At 38.2% G+C, this 17,080-nt stretch carries 19 protein-coding genes; 15 read left to right on the forward strand and 4 right to left on the reverse strand.

Translation table 11 applies throughout. The features are described 5' to 3' along the window. Positions 1–9: 9 nt before the first annotated feature. Together IGL36_RS02045 and IGL36_RS02050 are read left to right on the forward strand one after the other, a co-directional pair. Entirely contained in the window at positions 10–978 is a 969-nt protein-coding gene (locus tag IGL36_RS02045) for a TDT family transporter (RefSeq protein ID WP_002355462.1), read from the forward strand. Positions 979–1,001: 23 nt separating this feature from the next. Next, complete coding sequence (locus IGL36_RS02050) at positions 1,002–1,961, forward strand: GDP-mannose 4,6-dehydratase (protein ID WP_002371454.1); 960 nt, start codon at positions 1,002–1,004, stop codon at positions 1,959–1,961. Positions 1,962–1,974: 13 nt separating this feature from the next. On the opposite strand, the gene IGL36_RS02055 is transcribed toward IGL36_RS02050, so the two are convergent. Beyond that, entirely contained in the window at positions 1,975–2,322 is a 348-nt protein-coding gene (locus IGL36_RS02055; RefSeq protein ID WP_002355464.1) for a winged helix-turn-helix transcriptional regulator, read from the reverse strand. A 111-nt stretch (positions 2,323–2,433) separates the two neighbouring features. Between IGL36_RS02055 and IGL36_RS02060 the strand changes: the two genes are divergently transcribed. Further along, positions 2,434–3,051, forward strand: a complete 618-nt coding sequence (locus IGL36_RS02060; protein ID WP_002355466.1) for a nitroreductase family protein — start codon at positions 2,434–2,436, stop codon at positions 3,049–3,051. 202 nt (positions 3,052–3,253) lie between these two features. After that, positions 3,254–4,354: a lipoate--protein ligase gene (locus IGL36_RS02065; RefSeq protein ID WP_002397520.1), complete on the forward strand. Its 1,101-nt coding sequence runs from the start codon at positions 3,254–3,256 to the stop codon at positions 4,352–4,354. On the opposite strand, the gene IGL36_RS02070 is transcribed toward IGL36_RS02065, so the two are convergent. Continuing rightward, complete coding sequence (locus tag IGL36_RS02070; RefSeq protein WP_002382951.1) at positions 4,262–5,116, reverse strand: M48 family metallopeptidase; 855 nt, start codon at positions 5,114–5,116, stop codon at positions 4,262–4,264. The genes IGL36_RS02065 and IGL36_RS02070 overlap by 93 nt on opposite strands. Before the next feature lie 182 nt (positions 5,117–5,298). Further along, positions 5,299–5,634: a hypothetical protein gene (locus IGL36_RS02075; RefSeq protein WP_002358645.1), complete on the reverse strand. Its 336-nt coding sequence runs from the start codon at positions 5,632–5,634 to the stop codon at positions 5,299–5,301. Between the two features lie 114 nt (positions 5,635–5,748). Here IGL36_RS02075 and IGL36_RS02080 point away from each other — a divergent pair, with 114 nt between their 5' ends. The 8 genes from IGL36_RS02080 to IGL36_RS02115 all read left to right on the forward strand — a co-directional run bounded on the left by IGL36_RS02080 (position 5,749) and on the right by IGL36_RS02115 (position 13,183). After that, positions 5,749–6,033: a hypothetical protein gene (locus tag IGL36_RS02080; protein WP_002366136.1), complete on the forward strand. Its 285-nt coding sequence runs from the start codon at positions 5,749–5,751 to the stop codon at positions 6,031–6,033. Between the two features lie 4 nt (positions 6,034–6,037). After that, positions 6,038–6,973, forward strand: a complete 936-nt coding sequence (locus IGL36_RS02085) for a LacI family DNA-binding transcriptional regulator (protein WP_002361227.1) — start codon at positions 6,038–6,040, stop codon at positions 6,971–6,973. Positions 6,974–7,143: 170 nt separating this feature from the next. Further along, positions 7,144–7,740, forward strand: a complete 597-nt coding sequence (locus tag IGL36_RS02090; protein WP_002355475.1) for a nitroreductase family protein — start codon at positions 7,144–7,146, stop codon at positions 7,738–7,740. Positions 7,741–7,782: 42 nt separating this feature from the next. Continuing rightward, complete coding sequence (locus tag IGL36_RS02095; protein ID WP_002355476.1) at positions 7,783–8,628, forward strand: VOC family protein; 846 nt, start codon at positions 7,783–7,785, stop codon at positions 8,626–8,628. A gap of 128 nt (positions 8,629–8,756) precedes the next feature. Then, on the forward strand, positions 8,757–9,518 hold the full coding sequence (locus tag IGL36_RS02100; protein ID WP_002397519.1) for a DeoR/GlpR family DNA-binding transcription regulator: 762 nt from the start codon (positions 8,757–8,759) through the stop codon (positions 9,516–9,518). Between the two features lie 12 nt (positions 9,519–9,530). Then, positions 9,531–10,931 (forward strand): M24 family metallopeptidase, encoded by a 1,401-nt coding sequence (locus tag IGL36_RS02105; protein ID WP_002397518.1) that lies wholly within the window; start codon positions 9,531–9,533, stop codon positions 10,929–10,931. 86 nt (positions 10,932–11,017) lie between these two features. After that, positions 11,018–11,668: a uracil-DNA glycosylase gene (locus tag IGL36_RS02110; protein WP_002361229.1), complete on the forward strand. Its 651-nt coding sequence runs from the start codon at positions 11,018–11,020 to the stop codon at positions 11,666–11,668. Between the two features lie 174 nt (positions 11,669–11,842). Beyond that, on the forward strand, positions 11,843–13,183 hold the full coding sequence (locus IGL36_RS02115; protein WP_289861564.1) for an MATE family efflux transporter: 1,341 nt from the start codon (positions 11,843–11,845) through the stop codon (positions 13,181–13,183). A 24-nt stretch (positions 13,184–13,207) separates the two neighbouring features. On the opposite strand, the gene IGL36_RS02120 is transcribed toward IGL36_RS02115, so the two are convergent. Then, entirely contained in the window at positions 13,208–15,034 is a 1,827-nt protein-coding gene (locus tag IGL36_RS02120) for a M3 family oligoendopeptidase (protein ID WP_002397517.1), read from the reverse strand. 127 nt (positions 15,035–15,161) lie between these two features. Here IGL36_RS02120 and IGL36_RS02125 point away from each other — a divergent pair, with 127 nt between their 5' ends. The 3 genes from IGL36_RS02125 to IGL36_RS02135 all read left to right on the forward strand — a co-directional run bounded on the left by IGL36_RS02125 (position 15,162) and on the right by IGL36_RS02135 (position 17,053). Then, positions 15,162–15,671, forward strand: coding sequence for a VanZ family protein (locus tag IGL36_RS02125; protein WP_002366143.1), 510 nt, complete (start codon positions 15,162–15,164; stop codon positions 15,669–15,671). Positions 15,672–15,801: 130 nt separating this feature from the next. Continuing rightward, complete coding sequence (locus IGL36_RS02130) at positions 15,802–16,530, forward strand: YebC/PmpR family DNA-binding transcriptional regulator (RefSeq protein WP_002361233.1); 729 nt, start codon at positions 15,802–15,804, stop codon at positions 16,528–16,530. Between the two features lie 52 nt (positions 16,531–16,582). Beyond that, positions 16,583–17,053 carry a C-GCAxxG-C-C family protein gene (locus IGL36_RS02135; RefSeq protein WP_002397516.1) on the forward strand — a complete coding sequence of 157 codons (471 nt, stop codon included), beginning with the start codon at positions 16,583–16,585 and terminating at the stop codon, positions 17,051–17,053. Positions 17,054–17,080: the final 27 nt, after the last annotated feature.

Raw genomic sequence — 17,080 nt, forward strand, 5'->3', positions numbered from 1 at the left:
GACTACATAATGGTAGAAAGTGCGAAAAAATTCTTGCGGAAAGTCCCGATTCCCATTTGCGGACTAATTTTAGGGATGGTTTCTTTGGGGAATTTACTTTATTCCTTGGGATATGCAACAATTGGGACCATTTATTGTGTACTTGGCAGTCTCTTAATGATTTTAGTTATTTTAAAAATTATTTTTACAATGAAACATGCATTAAGCACCTTAGATGATCCAATTATTGCTTCGGTATCACCAACATTTACAATGGCTTTAATGGTTATCTGTGTTTTCTTAGATCGGATATTTACCAATGCTGCTTGGATTAACGTGTTGTGGATTGGCGCAGTGATTTTACATTTTATTTTAATGATTTATTTTGTAGCGGTGCATATTTTTCCAACAAAAATCGAACTGGAACATATTTATCCAAGCTGGTTTATTACGTTTGTCGGCATTGGCGTTATTCCTAATACTTCTCAATTGTTTATCAATGAGTTGGGAAAAATTGTTTTTTGGGTAGCGTTGTTCTTTTATTTACTCTTGTTACCAATTTTAATCAAGAGAATTACGAAGTCGAAAGAAATGCCTGAATCGACCATTCCTTTATTGACGATTATGACAGCGCCAGGTTCGTTATGTTTAGCTGGCTATATTTCAATGGGTGGTCATTTGTATATGCCATTAGTTGTTTTCTTGCTAATTTTATCTCAATGTATTTATGGGATTGTAGTAGTGAATCTATATAAAATTATGCAAGTGACATTCTATCCAAGTTATGCTGCCTTTACATTCCCATTAGTAATTTCTGCGACAGCATTAGTCAAAGTTAAACCTTTATTTGCAGAAAAGGTAGGCCTAACGAGTCTGTTAAATATTTTGTCTACTTTTGAACTCTTATTAGCTGTGGCTATTGTAAGTTATGTGTTCATTCGATATTGCATTTTTTTATTCCAAAGAGAAAATAACACGAAAAAAGTGGAATTAAATTAAAAAAAAAGAGAGGAAGCAAAGAGGTGAAGAAACTATTAATTACTGGAGGAGCTGGCTTTATTGGTTCTAATTTGGCTAATTTTTATAGTCAACAGTATCAAGTTTTTGTGATTGATGATTTGTCCATGGGGCGAGTGTCAAATTTGCAACAAACTGAGCAGTTGGTTTTTATTAAAGGAAGTGTGACGGATCAGCAATTATTGGACGAAGTACTTTCAAAGCATTCGTTTGAGTATATCTTTCATCTTGCGGCCGTGGCAAGCGTGGCAAGTTCTGTGGCACAGCCTCTAGAGACCCATGAGGTCAATTTTTTAAGTGTATTGAAAATACTGGAATCAATAAAAAAATATCAAAAAAAGCTCAAACGTTTTGTTTTTGCTTCGTCAGCAGCCGTTTACGGTGCAGAGCCAACGTTGCCTAAAAGAGAAACTTCGGTGATTTGCCCTTTGAGTCCCTATGCTATTGATAAGTTTGCTGCTGAACGTTATGTTCTCAATGAATACCATTTACACGGGGTACCCACGAGCGCAGTTCGCTTCTTTAACGTCTATGGTCCCAATCAAAATCCTGCTTCACCCTATTCTGGTGTCCTGTCCATTTTGATGGATCGTTATATCCAATTAGAGCAAGGGCAAGTGAGCCAATTTCAAATATTTGGAGATGGTCAGCAAACACGTGACTTTATCTACATTGAGGATGTCCTAACTGCATTAAATTTAGTAGCAACCAAAAGTGAAGCGTTGGGACATGTTTATAATGTGGGTACCGAAGTTGCCATTTCCCTTAATCAATTAATTGAAGAAATGAACCAATTAGTGGGACTTTCTTTGCCAGTTTCTTATCAAAAGGAACGAGATGGCGATATAAAATATTCTCTTTCAGATAGTTCTGCTTTGAAAGGCTTAGGTTTTTCGCCCGTTTATTCAATTCAAGAAGGACTTCAAAAATATCTTAAGTTTACCCATAATACCCAAAATAGATAAAAAAAGACGAGACTTATTTGTTAAGTCTCGCCTTTTTTTGTGCAAATGTTTCGCCCCAATGGCAAAGTGAAGAGAGGGCATCGTAAAGAGCATATCCTTCCGGAGTGAGCGTATATTCCACACGCGGGGGTAGTTCGTTAAAGGATTCTCGATGGACTAGGCCATCTTTTTCCATTTCTCTCAAGCGATCTGTCAGGACGCGCTGAGTGATTCCGTCGAGCGCACGCATCAATTCACCGTTGCGCTTGGTTCCTTGGAATAATTCATCCATTAATGATAATTTCCATTTGCCGTTAATGGTGGAAAGGGCTAAGTTGATACTGGTTTGTTTATCAGTTGTCATAGTTTCTCCTTGTGACACGTAATGGTTACTTTTTTCTTCCTAGGTGAATAAAAAGTGCGTACTTTTTTTCTCCATCATAGTGAGTAATAATAACTATGTCAAGTAAGGCAAGAGGAAGGAAGAAGAAATATGATGTATCAAGATGTTGTTCGCAGCCGCCGCTCAGTTCGGGATTTTATGCCAGATGTTGAGATTCCTAAAGAGGAATTAATGGCCATAATTGAGGAAGCGATGTTCGCGCCAAATAGTACCAATTTAAATTCATGGCGTTTTTTAATTGTCACAGAAAAAGAACAAAAAGAGGCCCTTTACGAAGTTTCGATGCAACAACCAGCAGTTAAAGGGGCAGCGGCGGTGATTATTTTATTAGGTGATTTGACTGCTTATACAGTGGCCAATGCAGATGAAATCAGTGCTAAAGCTGTCGCACAAGGAACGATGACGGAAGAAATTCGTCAAGGAATTAATGAAAATGTTTCTTGGTACTATGATGTTAGCGAAGAACAAAAAAGAGAGTGGCTAATGTTAGACCAAGGCTTAGTTGCGATGCAGCTGATGCTTTCTGCAAAAGATCGAGGCTATGATACTGTGGCGATGTCTGGTTTTGAAACAGAAGCTGTTCGCAAGTTATTTAATATTGAGGATCATTTAGTGAACGGACTGATTATTCCGATTGGCAAAGCTCAAACACCCGGCTTTGAAACAGTCCGACGAGATGTTTCAGAAGTAGTAACTTGGTTAGATTAAAAAGCTAAACAGTTCTGCAATTGCTGTTTATTAGATTTTGAGCGTGGAACAAACATCCAAAGTGATTGTTGTCCCACGTTCGTTTTTTTGTTGATCATCCGCTTTTGAGAATGGCCAGAGAAGACGTTTAGTGAACCAATTTTGAAAGAAAGTGATACACTAGAAGAAAAAGAAGTGGGGCGACCTTATGCGTTATGTCATAATGCAGTCACGAGATATTCGTGAAAATTTAGCAACGGAAGATTATCTATTAAACACTCTCTCTTTTGAAGAGCCCTTAGTGTTGTTTTATATTCAGGAACCCTGTGTTATTTTAGGCCGAAATCAAAATGCTTATGAAGAAATTGACTTAGCTTATGCTAGAGAGAAGGGAATCGTTATTACTCGCCGTTTATCGGGCGGTGGTGCTGTTTATGATGATCTCGGGAATGTCAGCTTTAGTTTTGTTGTTCAGGAAGGACATCAAGCTTTTGGGGATTTTAAAGCGTTCACTAAACCAATTATTGAAGCATTACATAAAATGGGCGCAACGGGGGCCGAGATTAGCGGTCGCAATGATTTATTAATTGATGGGAAAAAATTTTCTGGCAATGCCATGTATACAAAAAAGGGGAAGATGTATACTCATGGTACCTTGATGTATGATGTTGATTTGGCAGAAGTTCAACGTGTTTTAACTGTTTCTAAGAAAAAAATTGAATCAAAAGGGACAAAATCTGTTCGGGGACGCGTAACCAATTTACGGCCGTACTTAGACGAAAAATATCAACAATTAACCATTGAGGAATTTCGCAATCGTTTACTGATGGAGCTCTTTGATGTCGAATCTCTAACTGAAATTGCGGAGAAAGAATATGTCCTAACCAAAGCAGATCAACAGGAAATTAGGAAATTGGTCGCTGAAGTGTATGGCAATGAAGCTTGGATTTTTGGTGAAGCGCCTAAATTTACGATCAAAAAAGAAGAAAAGTTTAAAGGCGGCATCGTGGATGCACGTTTGACTGTTGAAAAAGGTAAAATAATTGAGTTAACGATTTATGGTGATTATTTTGCCAAAAAAGAAACAACGGAAATCGTTGCAGCTTTATTAGGTGTGGACTATCAGTATTCATCAATTTGGCAAGCATTAGCAGCGTTTAACTTTGAAGACTACTTTGTAAATATCACCAAAGAAGAATTTGTTCATTTATTTAATGATGGTTGGCTCTTGCTAGAAAAATTTCCCATGAACGTCCCAATTGCCAGTATCTTTGGCTTTTTTCAATGTTTGCATTCGACGGAAGCCAACAGGATGATCGGATAAGAAGTTACTCAATTTAAGCCAGATGGTATCATCATGTAAATCAATACTGTGAAAGTATTCTTCTAAATCCACACGACTGCCCATGTATTTTCCTGAAAATAAATAAATCATACTTAAAGCACCTTCTTCGGCGTAGTATAAACCTGCGCGATCAGCGGTATATTCTTGCGTTCTTGTAAAACTTTTATCTAACGCAACTGGTTTCAAAATAATGGATAACATTAGTCGCCATAAATTAGTGTGCCCACATTTATGGTGTCCTAGCTCGTGTGCCAAAATAAAGCGAATCAGCGAAAAATCGCCTGTATTGTACGCGATATCCAACAAATCACTGTGAATGACAACATAGCGTCTGTGTAAAGAGCATTTTGCCGCAAAAGCGTTTAAGACACCATTCCCGTTGATTAAATAAAGACGTGGCATCCTTAATTTTTTAGTGCCAAAGCCCATTTCTTTTGCCAAATCAATATACAAGGAATAAATTTCTGGTAACTGATTTTCTGTAATTTCCACTCCGTTAGAAGCAGTATCCATGTACATATAACGAATGGTAAAAAAAGCAATGACTGGCGCAATTGGTGCAATTAAGACAATTAATAACCAGTCAGGAATCGGCAAATCACTCAATATCAATAAGGCAACTAACCCCAATGCGAAAAACAATAAAACAAAACCAATGATAATCATTGGTACTTCAAAACGATAACGTAACTTAGCAACAGAAATTTCTTTCTTTTTTTCCTGCGGTTGACACATAAACATTCCTCCCCAAACATTTCCCAAACACTTTTTCAAATAAAATGACTTATCTGTTACTTCTAATATACCATTGGTTAATCGATAATGACAATGGTGGGAACTTGAATAAAGGTAATTATATCAAGTGATTAATGAAAGGGACTCGTTGTACGCGGGGAATTGGTCTATCTTGATTAAATAAAATTTTAATAATCTAACTGTTTTAGACGTAATAAAGTAGTTTCTGGAGTTAATTTTTTAATAACATACAAACGCAAAATCGCATGTTCAATTTTTTGTTCTTCTGGCGATAGCGCCGAATTTATATAGGATAACTTCTCGATTAAATAGGTTAAAAATGAGCCAGCACCTTGGCTGCCCACTAAAAAGCCCATTTCTTCCGTTTCGGTTAATTGTTGTTTTTTTAAGTGGTAAATTTCTTGTGCAAGTGCCCCCGAGATAATGATTTCATCTGTTTGCTTGTTCAAATTTGTTAGTAAGTCGCTTTTTGTTGCTACTGTAACAGTTTCCATTGCACTCATCCTTTGCTTTTATATGATACATCTAGTATAACATGGTCTCACTTTTTTTATTTTTCCTCTTGCTCTGGTACGCGTTTCATAAGGTAAGCTAGGTGTATCAAAATATTGGAGGGCATGAAAATGAATGTTATAGTGGAGATAAGCGATAGACTTGGTATGGATTACTATTTTGTCTCGGTGACTACGACGGCCAAAAGTCTGCAGTTAAATAGTCCCAAAAAATACTATAAGATTTGGCATCAAGAAATTCCGTACCATCAGATAACGGAGTGGCACTTGACACAGCAGGAGGATATTCAGGAAATTTCTTTTGCTTGGCAGGAGACCTTTTATCGTTTTGTTGATTACGGGACAGGGATTGTGCCTTATTTAACTCAATTTTGTAAAGTAATGAGGTGAAAGTATGACAACAATTCGAGAAATTGCGCGCCTTTCAGGATCTTCAGTTACGACTGTTTCGCGTGTGATTAATCATCATCCTTATGTTTCTGAAGAAAAACGACTGAAAATCCAAGCAATTATCGATGAGTTGGGCTATAAGCCCAATATATTAGCGAGAAATCTTAGCTTTGGGAAAAGTAATACATTAGGTGTCATGGTTCCTTATACGAATCAACCTTATTTTGATGCTATTTTAAGTGGGATTATCCACCAAGCATTTCAACAAGGGATGATGGTCAGTTTATTACCAACGGATTATGATAAAGAAGTTGAAAAAAGTTACTTGGAAAAAATGGCCACGGGTGCGTTTGATGGCATGATTGTTTTGTCAAAGGCAAATCCTTTAAGTGTGTTTGCTCCATATAAAGAGCAAGTTGTTTTTTGTGAAAAAATAGAAGACCCTAGTTATGCTAGTATCTATATCGATCGTTTAACCGTTTATCGGCGGGTCTTCCAAGCATTGAAACAACAAGGATGTAGTGAAGTGGCAATTACGATTAACCGTGCACCAGAAAAAAGTACAAGCGCACGCTATTTAGTTGACGCATATCAGGAAATTTATGGAGCGATTCCTGAAAATCGGTTATTTAAGGACTGTTTAACCTATGAAGATGGGTGTGAAGTAGGACGTCACTGTGGGCAAGATCCAACGCTCCAAGCGGTTGTGACCAACGGTGATGAAATTGCCGCAGGGATTCAAGCCGTTATTGAAAGACCACTCTTTTTAGTGGGACAGGAACAAACTTTATTAAGTGAAATTTTAAATTTTTCAACAATCTGTCATCCATTAATGGAATTAGGGGAAAAAGCCACACATTTATTTCAAGAAAAACGGCCGAAAACGATTCAATTGACTTCTACATTTATTAATCGACAACCAGATTTTTCTTTTTCTTAGAAAAAAGCTGGTTGTTTTTTCTTTGGTAGAATAAGGTTTTTCACTAAAAAATAAAAAAACTTACAAAAAGTAAGACAAAAAGCTTTACTTACTTTTAGTAAGGTAGTATAGTAAGCATGTAAACAAAATTAAATGAATTTACTGAGGAAATTCGAAAGGATGAACATATTATGTCAAAATTTACTGAAATGATGAAAAACCGTCGTTCAATCTATGCTTTAGGAGAAAACTTACCAATTTCAAAAGAAGAAGTAACTGCTTTAGTAAAAGAAGTTGTTAGAGAAAGTCCAACAGCTTTTAACTCTCAAACACAACGTGTTGTGTTCTTATTCGGCGATGCTCACAAAAAATTATGGGCAATGACTGAAGATGCCTTAAAACCATTAACTCCAGCAGAAGCATTTCCAAACACACAAGCTAAATTACAAGGTTTTGCAGCTGGTGCGGGCACAATTTTATTCTTTGAAGATACAGATATCGTGAAAAACTTACAAGATAGCTTCCCATTATATGCGGATAACTTCCCTGTTTGGTCTGAACAAGCAACTGGTTTAACACAAGCGAACGTTTGGACTGCCTTAGCGCAAGAAAATATCGGCGCAAACTTACAACACTACAACCCAGTCATTGACGAAGCGGTTGCTGCAGAATGGTCAATTCCTGCAAACTGGAATTTACGTGCACAAATGGTTATTGGTTCCATTGAAGCGCCAGCTGGCGAAAAAGAATACATGGAAGATAGTGCTCGTTTTAAAGAATTCAACTAAATCATTGCTTTAGTAAAATGAAGAGGAAAGGAGTGAAAGCAAATGGTTCAAGCATTACCAAGTAATATTGGGATTCAACAAGTCACTTTGAAAGTGGCTGATTTAGATAAAATGGTAAACTTTTATACGAAAACAATTGGCTTAAAACTTTTAAAACAAGGAGAGGGACGTGCTTGGCTAGCGCCACAAGGCACCAACGATGCAATTCTTGTCTTAAAAGAACTAACAGCTGGGGAAGAAAATCAGGGTACCACTGGCTTGTACCATATTGCTTTCCTGCTACCAACCCGCAAAGATTTAGGCAATATGTTGCTGTGGCTTTTGCAGGAAAATGTGCAAATTGGCGCAGCAGATCATGGCTATAGTGAAGCCCTTTACTTAAGTGATCCAGAAAATAATGGCATCGAAATTTATTGGGATAAACCAGAAGAAGTCTGGGATATTCGTCCAAATGGTGAAATTATCGGTGTGACAGAAGAATTAGACGGTGATAGTTTAGCTGCAGAAGCTGACGGTCACTGGCTAGGAATTTCCGAAGGTTCTAAAATTGGGCACATTCATTTGAAAGTGGCCGATTTAGATACCACTGAAACGTTCTATAAAAATTTAGGGTTTGGCTTAAAGTCTAACTTTGGTCAACAAGCGAAGTTTTTTGCAGCGGGTCAGTACCATCATCATATTGGGACAAATACATGGAGCGGCAAACAGCTGCCAACGATTCAAGAAAATCAATTTGGCTTAGAAAATTACACCTTCCGTTTACCAACTGCGGCAGATTTAGAGATTGTCCAAGCCAATGCGGAAGAAGCAAAGTTACATTTTATTGCCAAAGATCATTTACTTGCGTTAGAAGATCCTAGCGGCATGATTATTCAATTTACCTATTAAAACCACTCTCAAACTAGCCCTTCGTTAGAAAATGAAGGACTAGTTTTTTTGTCTTGTTTGCATTATTTTGCATTTGTTTGCAAAATAATGCAAAAGGTGCTATCTTTACTTAGAAGAGGTGAGGAAGCATGTTGATTGAAGAACGTTTAGCCAAGATTCAAAAAATAGTGAATGAACAAAAAAGTATTTCCATGGAAGCGTTAGCGGAGCAAGTCTCCGTTTCAAAAGATACTATTCGACGAGATTTAATTCGTTTAGAAAAGGAAGGACATTTAAAGAGAACGCATGGTGGCGCTATCTCAGTGCAGTCTGAAGCAACTATTTACGATTATGCTCAACGAATAATGAAGCATCCAGAGAAAAAACAAGCGATTGCCCAAAAAGTTTGGGCAAATATTCCCAAACAAGCGTCCATTTTTTTTGATTCATCAACCACGGTGGAAGCAGCTATTCGAGCGATGGAAAATAGTCCGATTCACGCGATCACGAACTCTCTCAGTCATGCGCTACTTCTAGCGCAAATGGATCAAACAAAAATTACAGTATTACCTGGGCAACTGCATAAACAACAACTCTTTTTGTTTGGGGCAGAAACAGTCGCTAAGGTTGGGGAATTTGCCCCCGACTATACATTATTAGGTGTGTTTGCGTTATCTGAACAAGGATTATTTATTCACACAGAAGAAGAAGGTCAAGTCAAACGGCGAATGATTCAACAAGGCAAACAAGTCATTGCCTTAGCAGACCAAACGAAATTAAACAAAACGGGTTTATTTAAAATTTGCGAATTAACAGAAATTGATTGTTTAGTGACAGATACACAACCTGATGAAAAATTCTGTGAGCAGTTAGCGCAAGCAGGCGTAACGTTGATTGTCGCAGATGAATAATGGAGGATAATAATGAAGCGAAAAATTAATTATACACATATTGCTGAACCTACTGTTTTTGAGAATGTTTTTCCAACGTATTTGACGAATGAAACGATGATGGCGCGTAAGCAGAAAGTATTACAACGAATGGAAACAGAAAAATTCGATCAATTGGTCTTCTATGCAGACAAAGAGCATGGCAGTAATTTTGAATACTTAACTGGCTTTATTCCGAGGTTTGAAGAAGGACTCCTTGTGTTAAATAAGGATGGTATGGCGACACTTATTTTAGGTAATGAAAATTTAAAACTGTGCCAACATGCCCGCATCTCAGCCGATTTAATTCATTATCCAGCTTTTTCGCTACCGAATCAACCAATGGCTGGGGAACAAAAGTTGGCGCAGATTTTTGAAACGCTTCTCGATGAAACAGCTCAAAAAATAGGTATTGTTGGTTGGAAAATGTTTACGACACAACAGCAAGAACCTGCTACTATGTTTGATGTGCCATATTTTATTGTCGAAGCACTGAAAAAAGCGCTGCCGAAAGAAGCTCGTTTACTAAATGGGACCCACTTATTGATTGGAGCAAAGGGGGCCCGCACAACAAATAATGCTAACGAATTGGCGCACTATGAATATGGGGCGAATTTGGCTTCTCGCAGTATGTTAAAGGCCTTAAATGCAATTGAAGTAGGACAGCGTGAAACGGACATTGGGGCTTTGTTAAATGATGAAGGTCAAACGCCGACGGTAGTAACCATTGCGGCAACTGGTCAACGTTTTGAATATGCAAACATGTATCCGACTGCCAAAGAAATTCAGTTAGGTGATGCCTTATCATTAACTACAGGCTACAAAGGCGGCTTGTCTAGCCGAACAGGTTTTGTTATTGAAAACGAGCAGCAATTGCCAGAAGCGCAACGTGATTATTTAGAGCGCGTAGCAAAACCCTATTTTCAAGCTGTCGTTCACTGGCTTGAAACCATTCGAATCGGACTGTTAGGGCGAGAAATGTACCAAGCGATTGAAGAACAGTTACCAAAAGAAATCTATCACTGGCATTTGAATCCTGGGCATTTAGTTTCGGATGATGAATGGATGTCGTCGCCTATTTATCCAGATTCAGCCATTCGCTTGGAAAGTGGCATGCTCTTTCAAGTGGATATTATTCCTTCTGTACCTGGTTATACAGGGGTGAGTGCAGAAGAATGTGTGGCTTTGGCTGATGAAACATTGCAAAAAGAGATTCAGCAAACTTATCCAGACATGTGGCAACGGATTGCGACACGCAGAGCCTATTTAAAAGAGACATTGAAGATTGACTTACCAACGGAGGTTTTACCAATGTCTAATTTAGTTTGTTACTTACGGCCTTTTTATCTAGCTAAAGACAAAGCTTTGTGTGTAGAAAAACCAGCTCCTAAATGAGTAGGCTCCTTTTTTGAGTTTCTTTTGGGCCTTATTTATAATCAATATAGCAAAGGAAGAACACCAGAAGAGAGGCGTGATGGTAAATGCACTATCCTGAACATCTGAAACAAGCAGTTTTAGCTAAAGCGAAAGACTTACCATTAGAAGGTTTTGTGGAAGGGCAAGGTCCGCAACAGCCAAAAGTGATGCTGATTGGGGAAGCCCCTGGAAAAGAAGAAATTAAAGAAAACGTACCATTTATAGGGCGTTCAGGTCAATTGTTGATGGAACAATTACAACAAGTTGGCTTAAGTCGTGAAACGGTGTATATCACCAGTGCGGTTAGGAGTCGACCTTTTTCTGTGAAAACGAAGCAGATTGCAAAAACGGGAGAAAGAGTAACCAAATTTCCTAATCGAACGCCAACCAAAGAAGAAATCAAAATTTTTGCGCCTTTGCTTGATTGGGAAATCGCTGTTTGCCAACCTGAACTAATTTTGACACTGGGGAATATTGGGTTGCAACGACTTTTAGGACCAAAGCCAACAATCACTGCAGTGCACGGAACGGTCATTCAGTCGCCCATTCAAACATTTGATGAGCAATCACAAAACTATCATTGGACGCAGAAAACCTATCAAATCATTCCACTCTTCCATCCAGCGGCTGTCTTTTATAATTATCGTTTAAAAGAAGTCGTGAAAGAAGATTGGCAAGTGGTTCAAAAACAACTGCAACTGCTTAAGAAAGTTTAAAATGAGAAAAATAGAAGGATGGTTGTTTTTTCGAAGAGAGAATGCTACCCTAGAAGTATCAATAAATAGACAGATTATTTAATCGCTGGGTTGAATAATTGAAGGATTCTGATTTTTGCGTAAGCCTTGAAGCAAAAAGAATGAGTCCTTTTTTTGTTAGAAGGAGATTTGGGTATGGAGCAAACACAGCAAAACCATTTTACTGCGTTGTTTTATAAAAATGTTCTGTTAGGAATTTTAAGTATGGCGGCGCAATCAATTTTTATTTTGGCGGACACATTTTTCATTGCAAATGGGATCGGCACCGAGGCGTTGGCGGGGCTTAACATTGTCTTACCACTCGTTAATATTATTAATGGATTAGGTTGGATGTTTGGCGTTGGCGGCGCTACGTTGTTTTCGACCACGGTTGCGCAAAAAGAAATCAAAAAAGCTAATCAGTATTTTAGTTTAACGATTGGGTTAGTTTTCGTTATAGGGAGTCTCTTTACTTTAGCGAGCTTGATTTTTTCCGATCAAATTATTCGGGGACTTCAGGGGACCGGTGTCTTGTTTGGTTTGGCAAAGGAATATTATATGATTTACCTTAGCTGTTCATTATTATTTATTTTAAACAATTGCCTGATTACTTTTTTAAGAAATGACCATAATCCTCGTTTGGCAACGATTGCTTTTGTCAGTGGGGGAATTGTCAATATTATTTTGGATTATGTCTTTATTTATCAATTTGGGTGGGGCATGGCAGGCGCGGCCATTGCAACGGTGATGTCACCGTTAACAAGCTTAATCCTGATTACGTTGCATAAGTGGTCGCCGCAACGAGTTTTACGTTTTGAAAAGTTTAAAGTGAAATTTCAGGATGTTCGAGAAATTATGTCGATTGGTTTTTCTTCCTTTTTAAATGAATTTTCTTCGGCCTTTGTCATGTTTTTATTTAATATTGTTTTGTTAAACTTAGTTGGTCATGTGGCGATTTCAGCTTATGCGATTGTTGCCAACCTCAATATTATTGTGATTGCCATTTTTACAGGGATTGGGCAAGGGGCGCAACCATTACTCAGCAGATATTATGGTTTAGGGGAAACGAAGGTGTTGCGTAAATTTGTTAAACTTAGCTTTATTACGTACTTGGTCGCCGGCTTCCTGTTCTTTTTAATCAGCCAAGTGTTTACGGGACAAATTATTGAGGTCTTTAATAGCGAAGGGAACGACCAGTTGGCGCAAATTGCTAGGACAACCATCCGCTTATATGCGATTTCCTTCTTGTTTACAGGATTGAATTTTATGGGGATTTATTACTTTTCGGCAGTTCGTAAACCGAAAATGGCGCTAATGATTTCCTCTTTGCGTGGATTCTTTTTAATTGTGCCAGTTTTATTTATTTTGGTGAAATTACTAGGATTAACCGGTGTTTGGCTAGCCATGCCCGTAGTTGAATTTGTTACGTTTGGACTAATGCTTGTGGGCTACCTTGCATATCGAAACTATTTGAAAAAAAGAGAAGCAGTAACCTGATGTTGGTTACTGCTTCTTTTTTGCTTAGTTTACATAGTTTTCAGTTAAAGTCATGAATTGTTCCACATCTTTTAGGACTTGATCAATGCCGGCTTGCCAGAAATCAGGTTTTGTTAAGTCAACATTTAAATGTTTTTTCGCTAATTCTTCGCTTGTCATCGAAGCAGTGTCTCTTAATAACGCAATGTATTGGTCTTCAAAAGAGCTGCCTTGTTGATTGGCATACGCATAGATACCCATGCTGAATAGATAGCCAAAAGTATATGGGAAATTATAGAAAGGCACATCATCAATAAAGAAGTGCAATTTGCTCGCCCAGAAATGAGGATGATAACTGCCAAGACTATCTTTGTAGCTTTCTTTTTGCGCCGCTAACATTAATTCAGTAATATCTTCTTCCGCTACTAAACCTTTTTGGCGCGCTTGATAAAAATTATTTTCAAAGATAAAACGCGCATGAATGTTCATAAACATGGCAATGGCATTTTGCATTTTTGTGTCTAAAAGGTTAATCTTTTCAACGTCTGATTTGGCCTCTTTTAAGGTGGCGTCAGCAACAATCAATTCTGCAAAGGTACTAGCCGTTTCTGCTACGTTCATGGCATACTCTCGATTCAATGAAGGTAAATCCCACATCACGCTACTATGGAAAGCGTGACCTAATTCATGGGCTAAAGTAGCTACTTCGTTGATTGAATTGCCAAAGGTCATGAAAATCCGCGACTCTTGTGTTTCAGGTAATTCTGTACAATAACCCCCAGGACGTTTGCCTGGACGATCTTCAGCTTCAATCCAACTTTTTTCAAAAGCCATCTGGGCAAAATCAGCCATTTTCGGACTGAATTTACGGAAATTTTCTAAAATAAAGGAAGCGGCTTGATCAAAGGAATACGTTTTTTCTTCTAAATCACCTAAAATAATTGGTGCATCTTGGTCTTGCCAATCCATTTTTTCTTTGCCGAATAATTGCGCTTTGCGCGTTAGAAAGTCGACGAATGGTTGTTTATTTTTTTGGATGGTTTCCCACATAACCGTTAATGTTTCTTGACTCATTCGATTATAGTTTAAGGGATTTTCTAAATAATCTGTAGTGCCATGCAATTTGTAATCAGATAAACGGAACCCATCTAAGTGATTTAGGGTGTCTGCTAAAATTGAAGCTTTGCCACTCCAAGCTTTCTCCCAGGCTGTAAACAAACGTTGACGAACCTCTTTGTCAGGATCTCCCATCATGCGGTTAAAGGCTTGGCCTGCAGATAGTTCTGTCACAGAGCCATCTTTTTCTTCAAAAGGAATCACAATGGAAGCAACAATCGTATCGTAATGTGTACTCCAAGCATTTAACCCATCTAGAGAAAGCGTATTGATGATATTTTCTTCTTGTTCGGAAAGCAGTTTTTTTCCATCGCGGCGTAATTCATTTAAGCGAAAAGCCATTGTTTTGAACGGTTCTTCGGCTAACAGGGCTTGCCAATGTTCTGCTGAAATCTCGGTGATTTTTTTAGTAAAAATGGTTTCAGCTAATTGAATCGCTGGCAACAGATTGTATAAATCGCCTGATAAAATTTTGGCCTTGGTATCATTAGTATTAGCAGAAATTAAAGCAGTTAAAAAACTATTACATTGTGAAAAGCCATTTGAGATTTTCCCTTGTAACGTTAAGATTTCAGCAAATTGTTCTTTGCCTTGGGCACTTTCTGGTGTCCATTCTGTGATTAATTGATGGTACTCTTTTGTTTGTTCGGTTAATTGAGTCATTCGTTGGCTAAGTTCTTTGGACTCGCTCCCATTGGGGAAAATACTGTCTAAATCCCATGTAATAGAATAGGTCATATCCAATCCTTCTTTCATTTTTTTCTTTTCAGTATATCATAAGACCTAAGAGAAGTTGTTTCTTTTTCCCTCGAAACCGACTATAATAAAAAAGAATTTTCCGTGGCAGGCACGGGGCAACTTGAAACCAAGAAAAGAGGATTATATGAAAAATTATTTGAAAGATAGTAATTTATATTTAGTCATTGCGTTTGTTATTATGGCCATTTTATTTTTCAGTTCATCACAGACGTATGAACAGCAATCACAAGTTGGTCTTTTAGATAAACTTCTGAGCAGTCATCCTTTTGAAGAACAATTAAAAAATATTTCTTTTCAATATGCTGGCAGTGAAGTGAGCATTCAAGCTAGTGGTTATAGTAAATTTGTTGAATTTTTTATTCGTAAGGGAGCCCATTTTGGTACGTATTTTCTATTAGGTGGTAGTTGGTTTATTGGATTAGTGCCAAGAATCAAAGGCCTATTTTTAACAGCTGTTGTTTCCTGGCTAGCTGCTACTGGCTATGCAGGTTTAGATGAATTTCATCAAATGATCACAGGCGGAAGAACCCCTCTTTTTCAAGATGTTATGTTGGATGCCATGGGTGCTTTGACAGCCATCGTTATTTGTTTGGTGGTTCATGGTTTGAAGAAAAATAAAAAAAGAAGACGCTAATTTAGAAGAGCTTCGTTTATTCGTCAGAAAGGTGGATAAGCGAGGGTCTTTTTTTGGTAGCGCTTGTTCCTAACTGAAAAGAAGAGTAGAATAAAGGAGAATAGTAACGAAAAGTCAGGAGGAATCAAGGATGTCAGGACACAGCAAATGGAGCAACATTCAAGGGCGTAAAAATGCGCAAGATGCCAAACGTGGGAAAATTTTCCAAAAAGTTTCAAGGGAAATCTATATGGCGGCAAAAGCAGGTGGCCCTGACCCCGCAATGAATCCTGCTTTACGTTTAGCAGTCGATAAAGCTAAGTCAGCCAATATGCCCAATGATAATATTGCGCGCGCCATAAAAAAAGCCAGTAGTGCTGGTGAAGGGGAACATTATGACGAGGTAACTTATGAAGGATACGGGCCAGGTGGCGTGGCAGTTTTAGTTCATGCACTAACAGATAACCGCAACCGAACGGCCACCAATGTTCGCGTCGCGTTTACTCGAAATGGTGGCTCTTTAGGTGAAACGGGTTCGGTGAATTATATGTTTGATCGTAAAGGCTATATTGTCATTAAGCGAGAAGATCATGCAATTGAGGAAGACGACATGCTAGAAGTCGTTTTGGAAGCAGGCGGCGAGGATTTAGAAACATCACCAGAAGTATTTGAAATTTACACAGCACCAGAAGATTTTACAGCGGTTCGCGATGCTTTAGAACAAGCAGGTTATTCATTAGCACAAGCTGAATTAACAATGGTTCCGCAAACCTTACTAACCTTGAACGATGAACAAAAAGCACAATTAGAGCGCTTGGTTGACAAGTTAGAAGACGATGATGATGTGTCAGAAGTATTTACCTCTGCAGAAAATCTATAAAATAAAGGGATGCTTGGCGTCCTTTTATTCATAAAATGAAAGCGGATACAGAATGGAGGGAATTTTGAAAAAGAGAATTTGTTTACAAGCAATCAGGGAAGAAGCGGAAGCCTATTATCGTAACGGTGATTTTTATTGCTCGGAAGCGATTGTGGCGACCATTCGGCAACACTTCGATGCGGAGATTCCCATTGAAGCTGTGGCCATGGCTTCTGGGTTTCCTGTAGGTGTTGGAGGAGCGAAGTGTATTCGTGGTGCTCTTTCAGGCGGAGTTATGTGTCTGGGCTACTTTTTTGGTCGGACAGAAGCCAAAGGAGAACAAGTAAATAAAACGATGGCTTTAGCCAACGAATTGCATCAAAGTTTTCGACAAAAGCATCGAGTGGTTTGCTGCAGTATTTTGACAAGTAAAATGACGATGGGTTCACCTGAACATATGGAACAATGCATTGGCTTTACTGGAGAAATCGCTGAAACAACCGCAAAAATTATTGCACGAGAACTTGCTTACGAATTAGTCTAGTAAAAAATGAGAGAGGAGCAACCAGAT

The organism is Enterococcus sp. AZ011 (assembly GCF_050548355.1).
GTDB classification, from domain to species: Bacteria; Bacillota; Bacilli; order Lactobacillales; family Enterococcaceae; genus Enterococcus; species Enterococcus faecalis.